15 protein-coding genes are annotated in these 19335 nt (G+C 70.5%); 5 read left to right on the top strand and 10 right to left on the bottom strand.

Annotated features, from left to right (window positions below):
- Positions 1-19: 19 nt before the first annotated feature.
- A complete protein-coding gene (locus tag M3Q35_RS42005) occupies positions 20-1510 on the bottom strand; it encodes a glycoside hydrolase family 28 protein (RefSeq protein ID WP_273938149.1) in 1491 nt (496 codons plus the stop codon).
- 317 nt (positions 1511-1827) lie between these two features.
- Between M3Q35_RS42005 and M3Q35_RS42000 the strand changes: the two genes are divergently transcribed.
- From M3Q35_RS42000 to M3Q35_RS41990, 3 genes are read left to right on the top strand one after another with little or no spacing between them, the layout of a single operon-like run.
- On the top strand, positions 1828-3429 hold the full coding sequence (locus M3Q35_RS42000; RefSeq protein ID WP_273938148.1) for a GMC family oxidoreductase: 1602 nt from the start codon (positions 1828-1830) through the stop codon (positions 3427-3429).
- Positions 3426-3857, top strand: coding sequence for a hypothetical protein (locus M3Q35_RS41995; protein ID WP_273938147.1), 432 nt, complete (start codon positions 3426-3428; stop codon positions 3855-3857). The genes M3Q35_RS42000 and M3Q35_RS41995 overlap by 4 nt, the downstream gene beginning before the upstream one ends.
- A complete protein-coding gene (locus M3Q35_RS41990) occupies positions 3857-5293 on the top strand; it encodes a benzaldehyde dehydrogenase (RefSeq protein ID WP_273938146.1) in 1437 nt (478 codons plus the stop codon). Before M3Q35_RS41995 ends, M3Q35_RS41990 begins: the two co-directional genes overlap by 1 nt.
- A gap of 80 nt (positions 5294-5373) precedes the next feature.
- Here the strand turns inward: M3Q35_RS41990 and M3Q35_RS41985 are convergent, their stop codons facing one another.
- From M3Q35_RS41985 to M3Q35_RS41975, 3 genes are all read right to left on the bottom strand, one after another.
- Positions 5374-6042 (bottom strand): DUF4232 domain-containing protein, encoded by a 669-nt coding sequence (locus M3Q35_RS41985; RefSeq protein ID WP_273938145.1) that lies wholly within the window; start codon positions 6040-6042, stop codon positions 5374-5376.
- Between the two features lie 148 nt (positions 6043-6190).
- Positions 6191-7258 (bottom strand): MAB_1171c family putative transporter, encoded by a 1068-nt coding sequence (locus M3Q35_RS41980; RefSeq protein WP_273938144.1) that lies wholly within the window; start codon positions 7256-7258, stop codon positions 6191-6193.
- Positions 7259-7552: 294 nt separating this feature from the next.
- A complete protein-coding gene (locus M3Q35_RS41975; RefSeq protein ID WP_273944681.1) occupies positions 7553-9037 on the bottom strand; it encodes an FGGY-family carbohydrate kinase in 1485 nt (494 codons plus the stop codon).
- A gap of 18 nt (positions 9038-9055) precedes the next feature.
- Between M3Q35_RS41975 and M3Q35_RS41970 the strand changes: the two genes are divergently transcribed.
- Complete coding sequence (locus M3Q35_RS41970; RefSeq protein WP_273938143.1) at positions 9056-10219, top strand: NAD(P)/FAD-dependent oxidoreductase; 1164 nt, start codon at positions 9056-9058, stop codon at positions 10217-10219.
- Positions 10219-12444 (top strand): tetratricopeptide repeat protein, encoded by a 2226-nt coding sequence (locus M3Q35_RS41965; protein ID WP_273938142.1) that lies wholly within the window; start codon positions 10219-10221, stop codon positions 12442-12444. Before M3Q35_RS41970 ends, M3Q35_RS41965 begins: the two co-directional genes overlap by 1 nt.
- A 197-nt stretch (positions 12445-12641) precedes the next feature.
- Here M3Q35_RS41965 and M3Q35_RS41960 read toward each other — a convergent pair whose 3' ends face one another.
- From M3Q35_RS41960 to M3Q35_RS41935, 6 genes are all read right to left on the bottom strand, one after another.
- Complete coding sequence (locus M3Q35_RS41960) at positions 12642-13310, bottom strand: class I SAM-dependent methyltransferase (RefSeq protein WP_273938140.1); 669 nt, start codon at positions 13308-13310, stop codon at positions 12642-12644.
- A gap of 9 nt (positions 13311-13319) precedes the next feature.
- Positions 13320-15644 carry an accessory Sec system translocase SecA2 gene (secA2, locus tag M3Q35_RS41955; RefSeq protein ID WP_379794611.1) on the bottom strand — a complete coding sequence of 775 codons (2325 nt, stop codon included), beginning with the start codon at positions 15642-15644 and terminating at the stop codon, positions 13320-13322.
- A gap of 157 nt (positions 15645-15801) precedes the next feature.
- Complete coding sequence (locus tag M3Q35_RS41950; protein WP_273938138.1) at positions 15802-16071, bottom strand: hypothetical protein; 270 nt, start codon at positions 16069-16071, stop codon at positions 15802-15804.
- Between the two features lie 124 nt (positions 16072-16195).
- Complete coding sequence (locus M3Q35_RS41945) at positions 16196-17473, bottom strand: glycosyltransferase (protein WP_273938137.1); 1278 nt, start codon at positions 17471-17473, stop codon at positions 16196-16198.
- The gene (locus M3Q35_RS41940) at positions 17470-18393 is read right to left on the bottom strand and encodes a DMT family transporter (protein ID WP_273938136.1); all 924 of its coding nucleotides are present in this window, start codon (positions 18391-18393) and stop codon (positions 17470-17472) included. Before M3Q35_RS41940 ends, M3Q35_RS41945 begins: the two co-directional genes overlap by 4 nt.
- Positions 18390-19130, bottom strand: a complete 741-nt coding sequence (locus M3Q35_RS41935) for a DUF998 domain-containing protein (protein WP_273938135.1) — start codon at positions 19128-19130, stop codon at positions 18390-18392. The genes M3Q35_RS41940 and M3Q35_RS41935 overlap by 4 nt, the downstream gene beginning before the upstream one ends.
- Positions 19131-19335: the final 205 nt, after the last annotated feature.

Raw genomic sequence — 19335 nt, 5'->3', positions numbered from 1 at the left:
GCCGCGTGCAATAAATGGATCAGCTGGCGCACTTTTCGGTAGAACCCGAGTTGTTGACGCGGAGCTTGGTGCCGCCCGACAGGCAGTAGCCGGACACCTGCTGGAGTCCGAGGTCGTAGCTCGCCTTGCCGGCCTCGGCCGTCACGTTGTCCAGGGTCAGTCCGCTGGCGGCGTTGGCAATGATCGCCGGCCGCGCGTCGGACTTGTCGAGCGTGAAGCCGCTGTTGTGGAAGGTGATGCCGGCGACGTTGTGCAGGTAGAAGCCGTACGCCGGCCGGGTGCCGATGCTGTTGGGGTTGTAGTCGGTGCCGCTGTTGCTCGGCACCCCGCTCGACACCGCGCCGCTGCCGCCGGGCAGGTCCAGGTGCACGTTGTCGAAGGTGATGTTGCTGATCGCGTGCCCGGACTCGCCCCACAGCGTCGGGCTGAACTTGCCGGCCTTGGTGCCGGTGATGTTGCTGTAGTGGATGTCGCTGATGCTGCCGACGCCGGGGCTGCCGCCGCAGCGCTTGCGGGTGCCGATCTTCTGCATGATCGGCGACTGGGTGTTGGACATGGTGATGTCGTCGTAGTGCACGTTGCTGATGTGCGCGCCGTCCATGGACACCAGGCCCAGCCCCGACTTGCCGGCGCCGGTGATCTTGATGTGCGAGAACTGGTAGTCGGTGAAGTCGCCGCACGTCTCGGAACCGAACATCAGCGCGTTGCAGCAGCCGGCCGACAGGTTGGCGTTGGTGACCGTGACGTGCCCGTTGGGCAGCGTCTTGCCCAGCGCCCAGTCGCTCTTGAACACCAGCGCGTCGTCATTGGCCGCGTCGTTGATGTTGGTGATCGTCACGTTGGTGGTGCTGATGATGTTCCAGCCGTCGCGGTCGCCCGCCGTGGAGATCGTCAGGTGGTCCGACACCACGTGGTCGCACCCGTTGATCAGCGCCGCGAAGTGCCCGCCGCGCTTGAGGGTGATGCCCGAGAGGGTGAGGTTGGTGCAGCGGGTGATCGAGAGGATCTTGTCCGCCTGGCCCGACTTCGGGTTGCCGGTGATCAGGTGGCCGCCGCCGTCGATGGTGCCGGAGCCGGTGAAGCTCACGTGGTCGACGCCGTCGCCGTAGAACATCGCGTTGTGGAAGTGGCTGTGGCCGTAGTCCTGGTACTTGTCGTTGGGGTTGGACTCCGGCTTGTCGTAGCCGTCGGCCGAGCCCGTGATCGTCGAGCCCGCGTCCAGCTGGATGGTCACGTTGCTCTTCAGGTGCACCGTGCCCGCCGACAGGTAGCCGCCGGCCGGGAACTCCACCGTGCCACCGCCGGCCGCGTTGGCCGCGCTGATCGCCTTGTCGATCGCCGGCGCGGCATTGCTCCTGCCGTCCGCCTTCGCGCCGTAGTCCTTGACGTTGTAGGTGCTCGCGTGCGGCTGGACCGTGGCCGCCGCGGCGCCTCCGGCGCAGAACACGACGATGCCGGCCACCGCGACCATCGGCAGCAGGGCCGACCTCCGCAACGCTGCGTAGCGCACGCTGTCCTCCCAGGGACGAGGAATGTAAACGTTTACATCGCGGCGGCTTCGCCAGCGTAGGAGCGCACCCCACCCACGTCAACCCCCGCGAGTCCCGCTCTCCGGCACACCGAAATACGGTTTCGGGCAGAACCGAGACTCCGAGCTCGGTTCTGCCCGAAACCGCAACTCACCCTGTCGGAGAGCGGGACTCGCGGGGGTGAAGACTGCGCGTTCGGGAACCTTGGTCGGCGATAGCCTGGGGTGCACACCTTGCCGTCGCTCCGACGGCGGGATAGGTTGCAGGGAAAGCGCTTTCCCATGCAGGTGGGGGGATCGTGGAACACGCGGATGTGCTTGTGGTGGGGGCCGGGGCGTCCGGCGGCGTGGTCACCGGCGCGCTGGCCGATGCCGGCTTCGACGTGGTCTGTCTGGAGCAGGGACACTGGCCCGATCGAACCGACTTCCCGGCGCTGCGGCCGACCTACGAACTGGAGGCGCGCGGCGGCTGGGGCGGCAACCCGACGCTGCGCGGCAAGCCCGAGGACTACCCGGTCAACGAGACCGGCTCGGACATCGCCACCCTGATGTACAACGGCGTCGGCGGCAGCATGGTGCTCTACGCGGCGGACTGGCCGCGCCTGCTGCCCTCGGACTTCCGCACCCGCTCACTGGACGGCGTCGGCGACGACTGGCCGCTCAGCTATCGCGACCTCCAGCCGTTCTACGAACGCACCGATCGCGCCTTCGGCGTCTCGGGCCTGGCCGGCGACACCGCGCTGCCGCCGGGCGCGGAGTTTCCGTTGCCACCGCTGCCGATCGGCGACGGGGCGCTGCGCATGGCCCGCGCGCACGACCGGCTCAAGTGGCACTGGTGGCCGGCCCCCAACGCCGTGCTGTCCCGCCCCTATCAGGGCCGAAACGCCTGTGCGCACTACGGTTCCTGCATGCAGGGCTGCCCGGAGGGCGCGAAGGCGTCGACGGACGTCACGCACTGGCCGAACGCGATCAAGGCCGGCGCGCGGCTGATCACCGGCGCTCGCGTCTCCCGCATCCTGACCGACGCCAGGGGCCTGGCCATCGGTGCCGAATACGTTGACACCGAAGGACGCTGGCACGTCATCAAGGCCGATGTCGTTGTCCTGGCGGCGAATTCCGTCGGCACGGCGCGGATCCTGCTCAACTCCGCGTCGCCGCGTTTCCCCGACGGGCTGGCCAATTCCAGCGGTCTGGTCGGCAAACGCCTGATGGTGCACCCGTTCGCCAACGTCACCGGCTACTTCGACGAGCCGGTCGACGCCGGCGGCCACGTCGGCGCGAAGATCGTCAGCTACGAGTACTACGAGACCGATCCCGACCGGGATTTCGTGCGCGGCGCCAAGTGGAGCCTGGCCCCGACCGGCGGTCCGCTCAACGCGGCACTGCCCTCCCGCGCGGGAAACTCCGTGTGGGGCAAGGATCATCACGCTCACGTGCGCGGACATCTCGGGCACTCGCTGAGCTGGTGCATCTTCGGCGAGGACCTGCCGGACGAGGCCAACCGGGTGGAGATCGACGACAGCCTGACCGACTCGTCGGGCATCCCGGCACCGAAGGTGACCTACCGCGTCGGCGAGAACTCCCGGCGGCTGCTGGACTTCAACATCGAACGGGCCCAGCAGTCCTTCGCCGAGGCCGGCGCACGGCGCACGGCCGTCGAGTCGCTGATGCGCTTCTCCGGCTGGCATCTGCTGGGCACGGCCCGGATGGGCGACGACCCGGCAACGTCCGTTGTGGACGGTTGGGGTCGCGCGCACGACGTGCCCAACCTGTACATTGCCGACGGCAGCGTGTTCGTCACCTCCGGCGCGGTGAACCCGACGAGCACGATCGTCTCGCTCGCCCTGCGCAACACCGAGCACCTGATCGAGAACCGGCGCGAGCAAAGGATTCCCGGATGACCGACGACAACCTCCGGCGCTGGCTCGGCGGGGTCGCCGACGAGTTGATCCCGGCGGGTGACGGCATGCCGGCGGCGACCGAGGCCGGTGTCGCCGGCGGCCAGTTGGACCTGGTGCTGGCCGTACGGCCGGACCTGGCCCGCGCGCTGAACCGGGCCTGGGCGCTGGCCGGCGAGCACGAGCCCGCGCCGGCGCTGCGACTGTTGGCCGACCTCGACCCGCGCGCCCACCAGGCGCTGCTGGAGATCGTCTCCGGCGGCTACTACACCAGCAGCTTGGTCAGGCGTTTGCTGAATTACACCGGGCAGCAGCCGGTTCCCGTACGTCCCGAGGACCATCCGGCCTACCTGGCCGAGGGACTGCTGGACCGGGTGGTCGAGCGCGGCCCGGTGCACCGAGACCCCGACTCCCTGTCACGGAGGCAGTGATGGCCGATCTGCTCGTGTCCGACAAGTCCGTGTTCGGCGAGCTGACCGGGGAACAGATCGACATCGTCGAGCCGGCGACCGGCGCGGTGCTCGGCAGCACCCGGCTGGCCAGCCCCGACGACGTGGCCGAGGCCGTGACGCGAAGCGTTGTGGCACAACCGAAGTGGGCCGACACGGCGCCAGCCGAACGGGCCGAGGTGTTGCTGCGCGCGGCCCAGCTCATCCACGACCACGAGGACGAGTTCGTCCGTTGGGGCATCCGGGAGTGCGGCGGCATCGCCGGCAAGACCACGCACGAGGTGCACTCCAGCCGCGGCGAGCTGCTTGCCGCCGCCGGCCTGGCCACCGAGCCGTACGGCCAGTTGCTGCCGGCCGCCGGTCGGATGAGCTACGGCCGGCGGATCCCGTTCGGCGCGGTCGGCGTGATCACCCCGTGGAACTTCCCTTTGGTGCTGGCCATGCGGGCCGTCGCCCCCGCGTTGGCGCTCGGCAATTCCGTGCTGCTCAAGCCTGATCACCAGACCTCGGTCTACGGCGGTGCGTTGATCGCCCGGCTGTTCGAGGAGGCCGGTCTGCCACCGGGCCTGCTGGAAGTGTTGCCCGGCAAGGCCGACGCCGGCCAGGCGCTGGTCGCCGACCCGCGCGTGCCGATGATCTCCTTCACCGGCTCCACCCGCGCCGGCAAGATCGTCGCCGCCACCGCGGCCGGGCACGTCAAGAAGGTGTCGTTGGAGTTGGGCGGCAACAACGCCACCATCGTGCTCGCCGATGCCGATCCCGACCAGGCCAGTTCGGTCGGCGCTTGGGGTTCTTTCCTGCACCAGGGCCAGATCTGCCTCACCACCGGCCGGCATCTCGTGCACCGCAGGATCGCCGACGCCTATCTCGACCGGCTGACCGCCCGCGCCGCCGCCCTCAGGGTCGGCGATCCGGCCGAGGCCGACACCCAGATCGGCCCGATCATCAACGCCACCCAGTTGGCCACCGTCGACCGCATCGTGCGGGCATCGGCCGACGCCGGCGCTTCCATCCGCACCGGCGGCACCTACCAGGATTTGTTCTACGCCCCAACCGTTCTCGCCGGCGTCACGCCGTCCATGCCCGCCTTCACCGACGAGATCTTCGGCCCCGTCGCCCCCGTGACGATCTTCGACACCGAGGAGGAGGCCATCGCTCTGGCCAACTCCACCAGCTACGGCCTCACCGCTTCTGTCATCACCGCTGATCCTTTCCGCGGTTGGAAACTCGCCGAGCGCCTCCGGGCCGGCATGGTGCACGTCAACGACTCCACCATCAACGACGACCCTGCCGTCCCCTTCGGCGGCGTCGGCGCTTCCGGCAACGGCGGCCGTTACGGCGGCCAGGCCAACTGGGAGGAGTTCACCCAGTGGCAGTGGGTCACCGTCCGCGACACCCCACCCGCCTACCCCTTCTGACCTCGGCCAATCCCGCTGCGCCGGCCAGGGTGATTGCCAAGGGATCGCTGCTGGCGATCGACGTTGAGTAGCGGGAACCGTCAGCTGTGGACGGGGCCGACGTAGGTGCCGGGGTGGGTGGCGGCGTCCTGCTTGACCAGCCCGAGGGCGTCGGGCCAAGGCAGGGTCTGGGTGTTGGTGGTGTTGGGCGGCGTCACCGCATAGCCGGTGACGTGCCAGCCGGTGTCGGGCTCGCTCGAGCCGAGGGAAGTGGCGGTCAGGTAGGTAATCTCGGCGGTGACGTGCTCACCCGGCTTGAGCAGCACCGGCGAGACGGCTCCGTTGGTGCGGATGAGGTCCCAGCTGGTGCCGTCGGAACCGTCGAGGCGGACGCCGGGGAAGCCCTGCACGGTGCAGGCGGTGCCGCCCTGGTTGGTCATGGTGATCGGCAGCTGCCACTGGCTGGTGCTGCCCTTGACCACGTCGGGAGACGTCTGCGACACCTTGAGCGCGGTGCAACTCGGGTGGCCGCCGTTGGCAGCACCGCCGCCGTTGGTGCTCACGGTGCCGGGGGTGCTGGCGTTTTGGCGGGCCCCGCCGTCAGACCCCTGACCGACGCCGCTGTTCGCGGCCACGGTGCTGCCGCCGGGACCCGCCTGCGGGGTCGCGCTGCCCGAAGCGCCAGCGGAGCACGCACCCAGCGCGCCCACCGCCGCCACCGCGGCAACGGCCATCGCGCTCCGCCGGATCGCCTGCACGGTGATGTTCATTCTCAGCCCCTCGAAATGGTGTTCGCGAATTTGTCGGTCTCACAAAGAAAGATGCGCGAGAACACCAAGGGTGCATTCGACGTGATCTGGATCACCATGAAGCAACGTCGCGATCAGGAACGTCGAGGGCAATCTTATTTCCCGAACGTCACCCGAGTCCGCGGGACAACTTGACCAGCCACCGAACGTCTGAGTCGAGGTCGTCGCCACCGGCCGCGGGCGCGGGACGCGGCGGACCGGCGGGGGCACCGGATGCCTTGGCCTGCAACGCGGCCTTGACCGCGTCCGCGTCGTCGGCGTCGGCCGGCGGATAGTAGGGGCCGAGCTGCACGAGGCCGTCACGAATTTCGACGGCCCGGCGGTAATAGTCGCGGTGAGTACGCCGAATGCGCAGCGGGTCACGCCACCAAGGCAGGGTTTCGCTACGCAGCGCCAAATCGGGAAACGCCTCGTGCAGCGCCTGCCACAGGGGCTCCATTTCCCGATACGCCGTGCGATGCCACCGCCAGACCGGCACAGCGGCCAGCATGCCGGTGACAGCCGGATACATAACGCCGATGACCAGCAGGACGCTGCCGACCAGCACGCAGCTCACGTACACCAGGTTGCCGACCGCCCAGTCAACCCCCGCAAACGCTTGCAGCAGGGCGACCACGCATTTGCAGGCACACCCCGCGATGAGGAACGCCAGGCCGACCGCCATGGTCCGCAGCCCCCGTCGGAGCTGCACCCGCTGGGCGACGCGCGCGTAGATCACCGCCCACCGCATGGCCAGTCCCAGCGCGTATGCCATATATCCAACAGCGACAACCACGAACACCGTCGAGTGCCAGTCATTCCCGCTGGACAACGCCGCCGGCTGCAACCGAACCGCCGCCGGCGCCAGCAACCACGCCCCAACCACAATGGCCAGCGCCGCGACGTAGGCCACCGTCTGGAACCGCCGCGACGCCCGCACCGAGTACTGGAAGAAGGCCAGCAGCCAGTACGAGGCCGACATCGTCATCAGGTTCACCAGCAGCCTCGCCAGGCCACCACCGGCTGTGTCGATCACCGCCACCACCGGCGGCAGGTTCAGCACCGGCACCACCGCCAGGCACGCCAGACACCCCGCGACCGCCCGCAGCGGCAGGTCGTCCGGCGCGAGGAACAGCTGGTACAGCTTGTCCAGCGCACCGATCCACAGCGCGATCGTCACGAGCACCAGTGCGAGCATGAGCGAATCATTCCGGACAAGCCGGACCGGCGCGGTCCGATTGCGCAACCCCGCCCGCCGCCACACACGGCCCAGGCCGACTCACTCTCCGGACCAGCTCCCCCATGCCCTCCTAGCCAGGCGACCCACCCGCCGAACCAACTCCCCCATGCTTCCCCAGCCCGGCTGCCCACCCTCCGGAGCAGCGCCCCCAATGCCTCTCCAACCACGCCGCCCCACCCACCCCCGCAGCCGCCAACCTTCCCCACTGCGCGCAGCCGCCAACCCCTCCCCCGCTCCACAGCCGACCGGCCTTCACTCGGCCCGTTCTTGTCTCGCCGCTCGATGTTGCTGTCCCGCAAGGAAATGCGCGGTGTCCAAGGTGGCCGGATAGAGCGACGTGTAGTGCGCGTAGAACTCCTCGTACGGACCGTCCGGCGAAGGCTCCACGGTCTGTACGACCGGATTCCAGCCGGCGACATCCACCCCGTCTGCAGCGGCGGCGAGCATGGCGTTGCCGAGGCAAGCGCCGATGGACTCGCGGGTCAGCTGCTGGGGTAGCCCGGTGACGTCGGAGACGATCTGTGTCCAGAGACCGCCCTGGGTGCCGCCGCCGACGGCGACGAGCCGCTGGGCGGAGCCGCCGGCGGAGGTCATGGTTTCCAGGTTGTGGCGAACGCCGTAAGCGATGCCCTCCAGTACTGCACGGTACAGTTCAGGTGCGCCATGGGAGAGGGTCAGGCCGGCAATCATGCCGCGAGCGGAGGGATCGAAGAGGGGCGTCCGCTCGCCGGCGAAGTACGGCAGCACAAGCAATCCACGGCTGCCGGCGGGAACATCTGCCGCCTGGGCAACGAGATCGGCGAACGAACCGCCGACCAAACCCCGCACCCAATCGGTGACAGCGCCGGAGGTCGCCATGCCGGCGGCCAACGTGCTGCTGCCGGGAAACACGCCGGAAGTGGTCCACAGACCCGGATGCGGTCGAGGTTGGTCGACCACCTGGACCAGGAACATGGTCGTTCCGTACATGACCATTACGTCGCCGGGAGCGCGCACGCCGACGCTGACCGACTCGGCCCAGGCGTCGATGGTCCCGGCGGTCACCGGCAACCCGACCGGAAGCCCAGTCGCAGCAGACGCCGCCGCGCCCACCTGCCCAACCACCTCCGTCGGCCACACCAACGACGGCAACTCCAACCCCGGCGCGACCACGGCCGCCCAATCCGAAGCCCACTCGCGTCGACCCAGGTCGTACAAGGGCGAGCACTGGCTGGCCGAATGGTGGTCGAGCACGTACTGCCCGGTCAGCCGGTGCACCAGGAAGGACGACGCCATCAGCAGCATCCGGGTCCGAGCCCAGACATGAGGCTCGTTCACGGCCAACCACCGCAGCTTCGGCCCCACCGCCTGACTTGTCAGCGGCGAACCACCCCGCCGCAGAATCTCGTCACCGCCGAACAGGTCCGTCAGCTCGGCGATCTCGGCGGTGGCTCGCGTGTCGACCCCGTACAGGATCGCCGGCCGCAGCGGAGTCCCGTCCGAAGACGCGGGCAGCAGACAAGGCCCGATCCCGCTCACCGCCAACCCGTCCAACGGCTCACCGCCGGCGGCAAGAACCAGCTCCTGGGCGATGGAGACGAAGTCACGCCACCACACCGCCTCGGCGTCGTGCTCGAACCACCCGGGCGCGGGCGTCGACACGGCGTGCGGACGGCCGGCCCGGTGCCGAACTGTGCCGTCCGACCTGACCAGAACTCCCTTGGATGCCGATGTTCCGATGTCGATCCCCACATACATCCACCTATCCTCGACGACATGGATCACATCGCGATCGTCGGCGCGTCGGCGGCCGGCCTGACGGCGGCCGAGACGCTGCGCCGCGAGGGCTACCAGGGACGGCTGACGCTGGTCGGCGACGAGGCGCACGGGCCATACGACCGCCCGCCGCTGTCCAAGCAGGTGCTGGCCGGCCAGTGGGAGCCGGGCAAGACGCAGCTGCGCAAGGACGAGCAGATCGCGGACCTGAACGCCGACTTCCGGCTGGGTTCGCCGGCCACCGGCCTCGACCTGGACGCCCGCGAGGTGGTGCTGGCCGACGACAGCCGCGTCGGCTACGACGGCCTGGTGATCGCGACCGGCGTCGCCCCGCGGCGGCTGCCCTTCGGCCACGAGCTCGATGGCGTGCACGTGCTGCGTACCCTGGAGCATGCCGGCACGCTCCGGGCCGAGCTGCTCAAGCAGCCCAAGACCGTGGTGATCGGCGCCGGCTTCCTCGGCGCGGAGGTCGCCGCCACCGCCCGCACGCTGGGCCTGGACGTCACGCTGGTCGACCCGCTGCCGGTGCCGATGGCGCGCCAGCTCGGAGAGACCGTGGGCAAGCTGCTCGAGCAGCTGCACCGCGACAACGGCGTGCGCGTGCTCATGGACACCGGTGTCGCCGATTTCCGCAGCGAGAACGGCCATGTCACCGGCGTGCAGCTGACCGACGGCAGCGTGCTCGACGCGACGTGCGTGCTGGTGGCGATCGGCGCGGCCCCGGTCACCGACTGGCTCAAGGGCTCCGGCCTGACGATCGACAACGGCGTCGTCTGCGACAGCCGCTGCCAGGCCGCGCCCGACGTCTACGCCGCCGGCGACGTGGCCAACTGGGAGCACCCGCAGTACGGCCGGATCCGCCTCGAGCACCGGATGAACGCCACCGAGCAGGGCATGGCCGCCGCCCGCAACCTGCTCGGCGCCGACCAGGACTTCGCCCCGGTCCCGTACTTCTGGACCGACCAGTACGACGCCAAGGTGCAGGCGTACGGCCTGGTCGGCGAGGGCCTCGAGTACAAGGTCGTGGCCGGCGACCCGGACGAGCGCAAGTTCGCCGCCCTCTACGGCCGCGACGGCGTCGTCACCGGCGGCATCGGCTGGAACCTGCCGCGGGAGATCCGCAAGCTGCGCCAGTCGGTGGTCGACCGCGCGCCCATGCCGTGATGCCGAATTCGGCGTTCGGCACCGAGCTCGAACGGCTGCTCACCGCCCGCGGCCTGTCCTGGCGCGGCCTGGCCGACCAGGTCGGCTACACGCCGAGCTGGCTGAGCAAGGTCAAGAACGGCACGCCGCCGTCGGCCGAGCTGGCCCGGCGCTGCGACCAGGTGCTGGACGCGGGCGGCCGGCTGATGGCGCTGGCCACCGAGGCCGCGCCCAGCCGGCCGGCACAGCTGCCGGCCGCCGCCGCCCGCTTCGTCGGCCGCGAGCGGGAGCTGGGCCAGCTGCACGAAGCCCTGGTGGACGACCGCCAGCTCGGCACGCCGGCCGTGATGGCGGTGGACGGCTCGCCCGGCGTCGGCAAGACCGCGCTGGCCCTGAAGCTGGCGCACGACGTGGCCACACAGTTCGTCGACGGCCATCTGTACGTGGATCTGCGCGGCTACTCCCCCGACGGCGGCCCGGCGCGGCCGGCCGACGTGCTCGGCGACTTCCTGGCCGCGCTGGGCGTTGCCACCGACTCCATGCCGGCCGACCAGGAGCAGCGGGCCAAGCTGTTCCGGTCGCTGGTCAGCCAGCGCCGGCTGCTGATCGTGCTGGACAACGCGGCCGACTCCGTGCAGGTCGAGCCGCTGCTGCCGGGCTCGGGCTACTGCGCCGTGATCGTCACGAGCCGGCGGCGCCTGTCCGGCATGGCCATGCGCACCAACGCCCGCCAGGTCACGCTTGGCCCGATGACCGGCGCGGAGTCGCAGCTGCTGCTGCGCAACGTGATCGGCGACGACCGCGTGGACGCCGAGCCGGCGGCGATCACCGCGCTGGCCCGGCACTGTGCGCATCTGCCGCTGGCGCTGCGGATCGCCGCCGAGCGCGTGGCCACGCACCCGCACCACCCGGTGGACGAGCTACTGGAGGAACTGGACTCCGACGAGCACCGCCTTGACGGCCTGGCCACCGACGACTCGCTCGCCGTGCGGTCGGTGTTCTCCTGGTCGTACCGGGACCTGTCGAGCGAGTCGGCCCGCATGTTCCGGCTGCTCGGCGTGTTCCGCCGCGGCCAGCTCAGCACGCCCGCCGCCGCCGCGCTGGCCGGCGTGTCCCCGGTGCAGGGCCGCCGCTTGCTGGAGCGGCTGGCCAGCGTGCACCTCGTGGAGAGCGTCGAGCGCGACCGCTACCGCATGCACGACCTGCTGCACGTCTACGCGGCCGAGCTCGTGCAGTCCGAGGAGACGGAGCAGTCGCGGCGCGAGGCCGCCGTCCGGCTCACCGACTGGTACCTGCGGACCGCCGAGCGCGCGAACGAGGCGCTGGCGCCGTTCCGCGTGCACATGCTGGAGGTGCCGGCGTCCGGCCCGAGCGTCACGCCGCTGGACTTCGGCTCGCCGGTCGAGGCGCTGCGCTGGTGTGACGGTGAGGTCGCCAACCTGCTGCCGGTGATGCAGACCGCCCTCGCGTACGGGCTCGCCGGCACCGCGTGGCGGCTGTGCATCGCGTCCTGGGACTACTTCCGGCTGCGCATGCCCATGGGCGTCTGGGTCGCCACGCACGAGCTGGCCGCGCAGGCCGCCCGCGCCGAGGGCGACCGCTTCGCCGAGGCGTGGGTGCAGACCAACCTGGCCGTGGCCAAGCACCGGCTGCACGACTTCGACGCCGCGCACAGTCTCTACGAGGAGGCGCTGGCGACACGCCGTGAGATCGGCGACCGGCACGGCGAGGCGTGGACGTTGGCCGGCCTGGGGCTGCTCGCCGCCGAGCAGCGCGAGCCCGACGGCGCGCAGCCGCAGGCCGAACAGGCGCTGGCGCTGTTCCGCGACCTCGGCGACCGGCACGGCGAGGTGACGACCATGGCCACGCTCGGCGAGGTTCGGCAGCTGCGCGGCGACAACCACGGCGCCCTCGTCACGTTGCACGAAGCGCTCTGGGTTGCGCAGGACAGTGACGACGCCTCGGACCAGGCCGAGACGCTGCTGAAGATCGCCGCCGTCTACCTGGCTGACGGGCAGCCGAGCCGCGCGCTGGACAGCCTGGACCAGGCGCTGGTCGCGACGCGTGACGTGCGGAACCGCATGCAGGAGGCGGGTGCGCTGTTCCGGCGCGGCGTGGTGCTGCGCGAGCTGGATCGGGCCGACGAGGCCCGGGAGTCGCTGGCCGCGGCGCTCGCGCTGTACGAGGAGGTCGACGATCACCGCGCCGGCGACGTGCGGGCTGAGCTGGACGCCCTCGCGCCGTGAACACGAGCACGGCTCGTCAGGTGACAAACATGACACCGGCCGGCCGACGTTCGGGTGTTTCCACTTTTGCTCAACTCGTCAACACTGTTGCCGCGCCGCCGCATTCGACATAGTTGAGTGGCACGGTGCCGTCGTCGACGGGCGGGTCCACTGGGGGTGGCCCTGCCCGTCGACGGTATGTCTCAGCGCCGATCGCCTTACGGCAGGTCGAAGAACACCATCGGATTGTCCCGGCCGGTCCGGATCGGCTCGTCCAGGCCGAGTTCCCGTTTCACCGCAAGCAAAGCCGCAAACGTTTCCGGCGCCCGCCGGAACGACGGCGTGAAGTAGTCGATCTTTCGTTCGGTCAGCCAACGAACCAACACCGCGCCCTCGCTGAACGGCAGCGGGCGTCGACCGTGGAACACGTCGTGCACACTCACCGGAATCCCGGCCAACCGCCCGAAAAGGGCGCCGATGTACCAGCGGGCGAAACTCGCGCTGTGCGCCGCGTCGAGGAACAGGTAGTCGATCTCCACCGGCAGCTGAGCCTTCCTCACGTCGCCGCGGGTGAACGTCCACCGTTGCCCGGCAAGGTCTTCCGGCACCGACCGCACTACGTGATCCACGACGTCGTACGACAGCAGCCGGCCGACCCCGTTGTCCCGCAACGCACTCAGCAGCCACGTCGTCGACCACCCGTGGAACGTGCCGATCTCCACGACCGTCGACGGCCGCAGTTCACGCAGCCGCAGATACGTCAGCTCGGCCTCGACATCGTCGAGCTGCGCTCGAATTCCGGGCAGCCGACGGCGCTGCTCGTCGCGCACGGCGGCGAGGTCGTCGGCGTACTTCCGGTACAGGTCAGCAGCGGCGGCAAGGTCCACGAGCAGACGCTACCGCCGCGGCCCCTTGCCCAGCACCTTGCCCAGGCCGCGCACGCTACGCTCGAGGTCGGAGCCGAACGGGTTCTCGTGCACCAGGTACGTCCAGGTCGCGGTCGGCCGGGCCAGGCCCTCGCCGGCCAGGTCCACGCCGTCCTCGCTGATCTTGGCCGTCTCGAAGGTCTCGATGGTCCGCTCCCAGGAGGTGCGGAACAGCGCCTTGAACGCCGGGATGGCCGCCCGGTGGTACTCGGCGATCGGGCTTTCCCGGGACAGCGCCCACAGGTGGATGCCCTCGCGCAGGTCGGCCAGCATGGCCAGGTGCTCGGCCCAGCCGCGGTCGAGGTGCAGCAGCGCGATCTGGCGGGCCGCGTCGACCAGGACCTCCTCGCCGACCTTGTCCAGCACCTCCTGGTACCGGTCGGGGCTGTCCTTCTTGAGCTCCTCGGCCGCCTTGTCCGTACGCAGCAGCTGGTCACGGCGCTCGCCGAGCATCTTTCGGTGCTGCGCGGACAGCTGGTTGTAGCGCCAGGTGTTGGCGTGCACCTCCAGCTGCTCGGCCTCGGCCACGCGCTGGGCGTGGGCGATGGTGTGCGGCGCGAGCTTGTCCTTCTCCGTGACGCGGCCGTGCTCGTCGAGGTCCGACGGCCCCGGCTCCTCGGCCGCGAACTGGGTGACGATGTCGTCGCCGAAGCTGGCGAAGAACACCGACCGGCCCGGGTCGCCCTGCCGGCCGGCGCGGCCGCGCAGCTGGTCGTCGAGGCGGGAGCTGTGGTGGCGGGCCGTGCCGATCACGTACAGGCCGCCCAGCTCGGCCACCCGCTCGTGGTCGGCGCCGTCCGCGCCGCCGAGCCGGATGTCGGTGCCGCGGCCGGCCATCTGGGTGGAGACCGTCACCGTGCCGTACTGGCCGGCCTCGGCCACGATCGCCGCCTCCTCCGCGTCGTTCTTGGCGTTGAGCACCACGCACGGCACGTCGACCTCGGCCAGCCGGGCCGCGAGGGCCTCCGACTCGGCCACGTCCTGGGTGCCGATCAGCACCGGCCGACCGGTCCGGTGCGCCTCGACGATCTCCTCGACGATCGCCGCGTTCTTGTCCACGACCGTGTCGTAGATGCGGTCCGGGTCGTCGATCCGGATGCACGGCACGTTCGGCGGCACCTCGGCCACCTGGAGGTCGTAGAAGGTGCGGAGCTGGTCGGCCGCCGCGATCGCGGTGCCGGTCATGCCGCAGACCTTGGGGTAGCGCTTGAGCAGGGCCTGGACGGTGATCGTGTCCAGCACCTCGCCGGTCTCGCTGGCCGCGAGGGCCTCCTTGGCCTCCACCGCCGCCTGCAGGCCGTCCGGCCAGCGCTGGAGACGGGCCACGCGGCCGCGGGAGGGGTTGATCAGCTGCACCTTGCCGTCGCGGACGATGTAGTCCACGTCGCGGCGGAGCAGCACCTCGGCGTGCAGGGCCACGTTCACGCGGGGCAGCGTCGTGCCCACGTGCTCGGCCGAGTACAGGTCGATGCCGCCCAGCGCGCGTTCCACCGCCTCCGCGCCCGCGCCGGTCAGGTAGACGTTGCGCTGCTCGTCGTCGGTCTCGTAGTGCATGCCCGCGCGCAGCAGGCGCACCACGTCCGGCAGCTCACGGTCCGGCTCGCCCGCCGCGGCCGCGCCGGCCAGCACCAGCGGCACCCGGGCCTCGTCCACCAGCACCGAGTCCGCCTCGTCGACCAGGGCCACGCCCGGCTCCGGGGACACCAGGTCCTCGACGCGGGTCGCCGTGTGGTCGCGCAGTTCGTCGAAGCCGATCTCGCTCACCGACGCGTACGTCACCTCGGCCGCGTACGCCTCGCGGCGGCGGTCCGGGTCGCAGGCGCCGCTGATCCAGTTCACCGTCACGCCGAGCAGGGCGTACAGCGGGCCCATCCACTCCGCGTCGCGGCGGGCCAGGTAGTCGTTGACCGACACCACGTGCACCGGCCAGCCCTTGAGCGCGTAGCCCGCGGCGGTGATCGCGCCCGCCAGCGTCTTGCCTTCACCGGTGGCCAGCTCCACCACCCGGCCCTTGAGCATCCAGCCGGCCGTCTGCAGCTGCACGTCGAACGGCCGCTCCTTGAGCGTGCGGCGCGCCGCCTCACGCCCCAGCGCCAGCAGCTGCGCGAGGTCCTTCTCGTCGTAGTCGCCGCGGTCGTCCCGCCGCAGCTTCCCCGCCGCCGCCGTGAGCTGCTCGTCCGTCAGCTCACGCAGCTCTTCTTCGCGCGCGCCAGCAGCAGCCACCACCGCGTGCAGCTTGCTCGTCTCTCGAGCCACCGCACGACCCTGTAGCAGCCGCCAGAACCCGGTCGTCAGGCGCTTCTTGCGCTCCCCCGCCACAGCACCTGTTTACCATCCCGACACACCCCCTCGCGCCCGTCGACCGTCCCAAGATCGCCCGGTCGGGGACGTTAAGTCCGCTTCGTCACCTTCTCGACGGGCTCGACCAGGCCGGGAGGCATTTCCGACCATGTCAAGCGGTGTCGGCCAGCGGCGCACCGTCCAGCAGCTCCTTCAGCCGCACCACGGTCGCCCGGACCTCCTGCTCCCATTCCCGCTTGCGTTCGTCACCCTGGTCGGCCGCGTCCAGCTGGGCCAGCACCCAGGCTCTGATCAGCGCCGTCGGCTGCACCCCACGCTCGGTCGCCACCCGCCGCAGCTGCTCGATCCGGTCCGCCGGGATCCGCACGCTGTACACCGCGCTCGGGTTCTTCGGCGGAACCTCGTGCCGCACCCATTCCACGTCGACATCCCGCGACGCTCCGTATCCACCAACATGCGCTGAGGGGACCTTTCCGCACGTTGAACGTGCGGAAAGGTCCCTTCCAAGCACAGCCGACGGGCGGTGCGGCTACTTGACGTGACGGTTACGCCGAGCGCTCAGCCCGTTCCCGGGAGCTCCGCCGGGACTGCTCGGGCAGCCGCGGGTGGTCCGAGAGCCGGGTGAGGCGGCGGGATTCGTTGATGGCCTCGCGGTAGACGCCCTCGAAGGTCTCCAGGGTGGTGTTCATGCCGTGGGCGCCGATGATGGCCAGGCTCTCCTTGCCCATACGCTCCCGCTCGGCGTCGTCGGAGAACAGCTGGGTGAGGCGGGCGGCCAGGGTGGGCACGTTGCCGGGCGGGAAGAGCCAGCCGTTGCGGCCGGGACGGGCCAGGTGCGGCAGGGCCATGGCGTCGGCGGCGACGACGGGCTTGCCGGCGGCCATGGCCTCCATGGTGGCGATGCTCTGCAGCTCGGCGATGCCGGGCATGCAGAAGGCGTCGCTGGCGGCGTAGGCGTCGAGCAGGTCCTCGTCGGAGATGAAGCCGCGGAACCGCACCCGGTCGGCGATGCCGAGCTGGCCGGCGAGCTGCTCCAACGCCTCGCGCTTGCTGCCGTCGCCGACGATCTCGGCCCGCACGTTGAGCTCGGCCGGGATCAGCGGCAGCGCCCTGATCAGCTCGTGGACCCGCTTCTCCTCGTCGAGCCGGCCGACGAACAGCACGGTGCGGTGCTGGGGATCGGGCGAGACCGGCCGGTTCTGGTAGCGGTCGATGTCGATGCCGCACGAGATGGCCCGCGCCTGCAACGACAGCCCGTTGTCCATGAGCAGCTGCACGGCCCGCGGCGTCGGCGCGGTGACGATGTCGGCCTTGGCGAACTCCCGGGTGACGTCCCACCAGGCCAGCTTGGACACGGCGTTGCGCAGCCAGCCGGGCACGCCGACGTGGCCGAGGATGTTCTCCGGCATGAAGTGGTTGGTGATGACCAGCGGCGTGTTGTCCCGCTCGGCCATCCAGATCAGCGCCCGGGTCAGCAGGAAGTGCGACTGGGTGTGGATGACGTCCGGCTTGATCTCGGCCAGCAGCGGCTCCATGGTCGCGCGCGACGGCCACGGCCAGGCCAGCCGGAAAGACGGGTGGAACGGCGTGCGGTAGGCCTTGAGCCGGTGCACCGTGACCCCGTCCACCGTCTCGACGGACGGCCGGCCCACCGGCGACGGGCACATCACGTGCACCTCGTGGCCACGGGAAGCCAGCCCGGCGGCCAACGTCTGGGTGAACCGAGCCGCCCCGTTGACGTCCGGCGGGAAGGTCTCGGCGCCGATCACGATACGCAGTCCGGAGGCCGCCTCGTGCCGATCGGGCACCTGGGACCAGGTCATTTCGTACTCCCGTCGTAGTGCTGGGTCATCCCGGGCGCGACAAGCTGCCGGTCGCCGTCGACGACTGTATTAGCTGGGGGTGTTGGCGCCGGCCGACGCAGCGTGAGCACGACCACGCCGGCGGCGGCGACAACGGCGCAGAGCAGGGCGGCGGCGGCCACGATCGGTGGTGTGTCGGTGGCCTCACCGAGCAGCACGACGCCGAGCCCGACGGCGACCAACGGGTCGATCACGGTCATGCAGCCGATGACGACCTCGGGCGGCCCGCTGGCGTAGGCGTGCTGGACGAGCCAGCCGCCGACCAGGATGCCGACCGCGATGCCGGTGACCTCGGGCAGCGGGAACACGCCGCCGTTGGCGAGTTGTTGCAGCGTCGCCCGCATCAGCAGGGACACGTAGCCGAAGCTGACGCCGGACGCGGTGGCGAAGGCCAGGCAGCGGGTGGCGCCGGTGTTGAGCGCGGCGATCGCCGCCAGCCCGCCGACCACGCCGACCACCAGCACGGTTGCCCGCAGCTCGACGTCGGCGGCGACCACGGTGGCCTTGGCCTCGGTCGCGGCCAGCAGCACGAACGCGATGGTGCCGACGGTGCTGGCGACCACGGCACCGATGGCCACCCGGTCCAGGCGGATGTTCTCGATCCGCACTGACATCACGGTGGTCAGCGCGAACGCCAGGATGCCGACCGGCTGGACCACGGACAGCGGCGCCAGCCCGAGCGCGGTGGCGTGCAGGCCGGCCCCGGCGGCGGCGATGGCGATGCCGGCCAGCCAGATCGGCTGCCGGGCCAGCCGCAGCAGCGCCGCCAGCCGCAGGCCGCGCTCGTCGGCGCACTCGCTGAGGCCGCCGTGCTGGAGCCTCGCCGACACGGCGTTGCAGCAGGCCCCGAGCACGGCCAGCGTGATCGCCAGCGGGATCATCGGGCACCACCCTCAACCAGGCCGCGTGCCGTCCTACCCTGCGCCGTCACGCCCGGAGCCGCCGAGCTCGTGCCCCGCCACAACGCCGCTCCCAGCACGAACAGCAACGCCATGTCGATACCGAACAGTATACGCTCGGCCAATCCGAGGTAATTCTTGACGAATCCCAGGAATGGCAGCATCTCGGGCTCGTTGATGGCCAGCTGGATGAGCGCGAACGTGCCGAGCACGATTGTGCTGGCCATGGCCAGTCGCAGCACGACCGGGGCGAACCGCTCCCACCCCCGGGTCAGCTGACACCGCCTGGCCAGCAGGAATCCCGCCGCGGACAGGCACGGGAAGAAGAAGATGGCGGCCCACCGGTGCACCGCGCCGGAAATGGACTGGACGCCGTCCGTCGGATCCGTCGGAAACACCAGCGCGACCGCGAGTCCGACACACCACACCGTTACGAGGACCGTGAGCACCGCACCCCGAATAATACCGGCGCTCGCCAGCCCGACCATGAGCGCGATGGACCCTATGGTTAACGCGACCAGGCTCGTGTCGAAATAGCGGGAACCCTGCTTCGCGAATACATAGTCGCTGATGGTGTGCTTGATCGGATTGAGCTGCCCGCTGGAGGCCAGGTGCAGGTAGACCATCGGCAGCAACGCGGCGACAAAGCTGACGATCGCGAGCAGCGCCCACGTTCGTCGCCCGTCCCTGGCTCGGCCCCCGGCCGCCTGGTCACTCACGGCGTCGATTCTCACTCCATCCGCACACACGGGTCCATGGGGGACACCCCTGGTTCGACGGTGGGGAAAACCCCCGAACCGGCAGGACCGAACACCACCCGACGCAGGTGACAGGCCCCGGACAGCAAAGCCCGGCCGGCGAATCCCCGGTCAGCGGCACCGTACTGGCCGACCGACAGCCGGCCGACAGGATCGGCCGCGTGGC

The organism is Kutzneria chonburiensis, assembly GCF_028622115.1.
In the GTDB taxonomy this organism is placed as follows: domain Bacteria; phylum Actinomycetota; class Actinomycetes; order Mycobacteriales; family Pseudonocardiaceae; genus Kutzneria; species Kutzneria chonburiensis.
The sequence above is the reverse complement of the archived record's forward strand: the minus strand, read 5'-3'. Positions and strand labels throughout refer to the sequence as shown.

Coding starts and splice junctions, on each gene's coding strand:
- M3Q35_RS41985 (WP_273938145.1), bottom strand. CDS start 6,042: ATGAACATCACCGTGCAGGCGATCCGGCGGAGCGCGATGGCCGTTGCC.
- M3Q35_RS41975 (WP_273944681.1), bottom strand. CDS start 9,037: ATGTATGTGGGGATCGACATCGGAACATCGGCATCCAAGGGAGTTCTG.
- M3Q35_RS41995 (WP_273938147.1), top strand. CDS start 3,426: ATGACCGACGACAACCTCCGGCGCTGGCTCGGCGGGGTCGCCGACGAG.
- M3Q35_RS41980 (WP_273938144.1), bottom strand. CDS start 7,258: ATGCTCGCACTGGTGCTCGTGACGATCGCGCTGTGGATCGGTGCGCTG.
- M3Q35_RS41965 (WP_273938142.1), top strand. CDS start 10,219: ATGCCGAATTCGGCGTTCGGCACCGAGCTCGAACGGCTGCTCACCGCC.
- M3Q35_RS41940 (WP_273938136.1), bottom strand. CDS start 18,393: ATGATCCCGCTGGCGATCACGCTGGCCGTGCTCGGGGCCTGCTGCAAC.
- M3Q35_RS41945 (WP_273938137.1), bottom strand. CDS start 17,473: ATGACCTGGTCCCAGGTGCCCGATCGGCACGAGGCGGCCTCCGGACTG.
- M3Q35_RS41970 (WP_273938143.1), top strand. CDS start 9,056: ATGGATCACATCGCGATCGTCGGCGCGTCGGCGGCCGGCCTGACGGCG.
- M3Q35_RS41990 (WP_273938146.1), top strand. CDS start 3,857: ATGGCCGATCTGCTCGTGTCCGACAAGTCCGTGTTCGGCGAGCTGACC.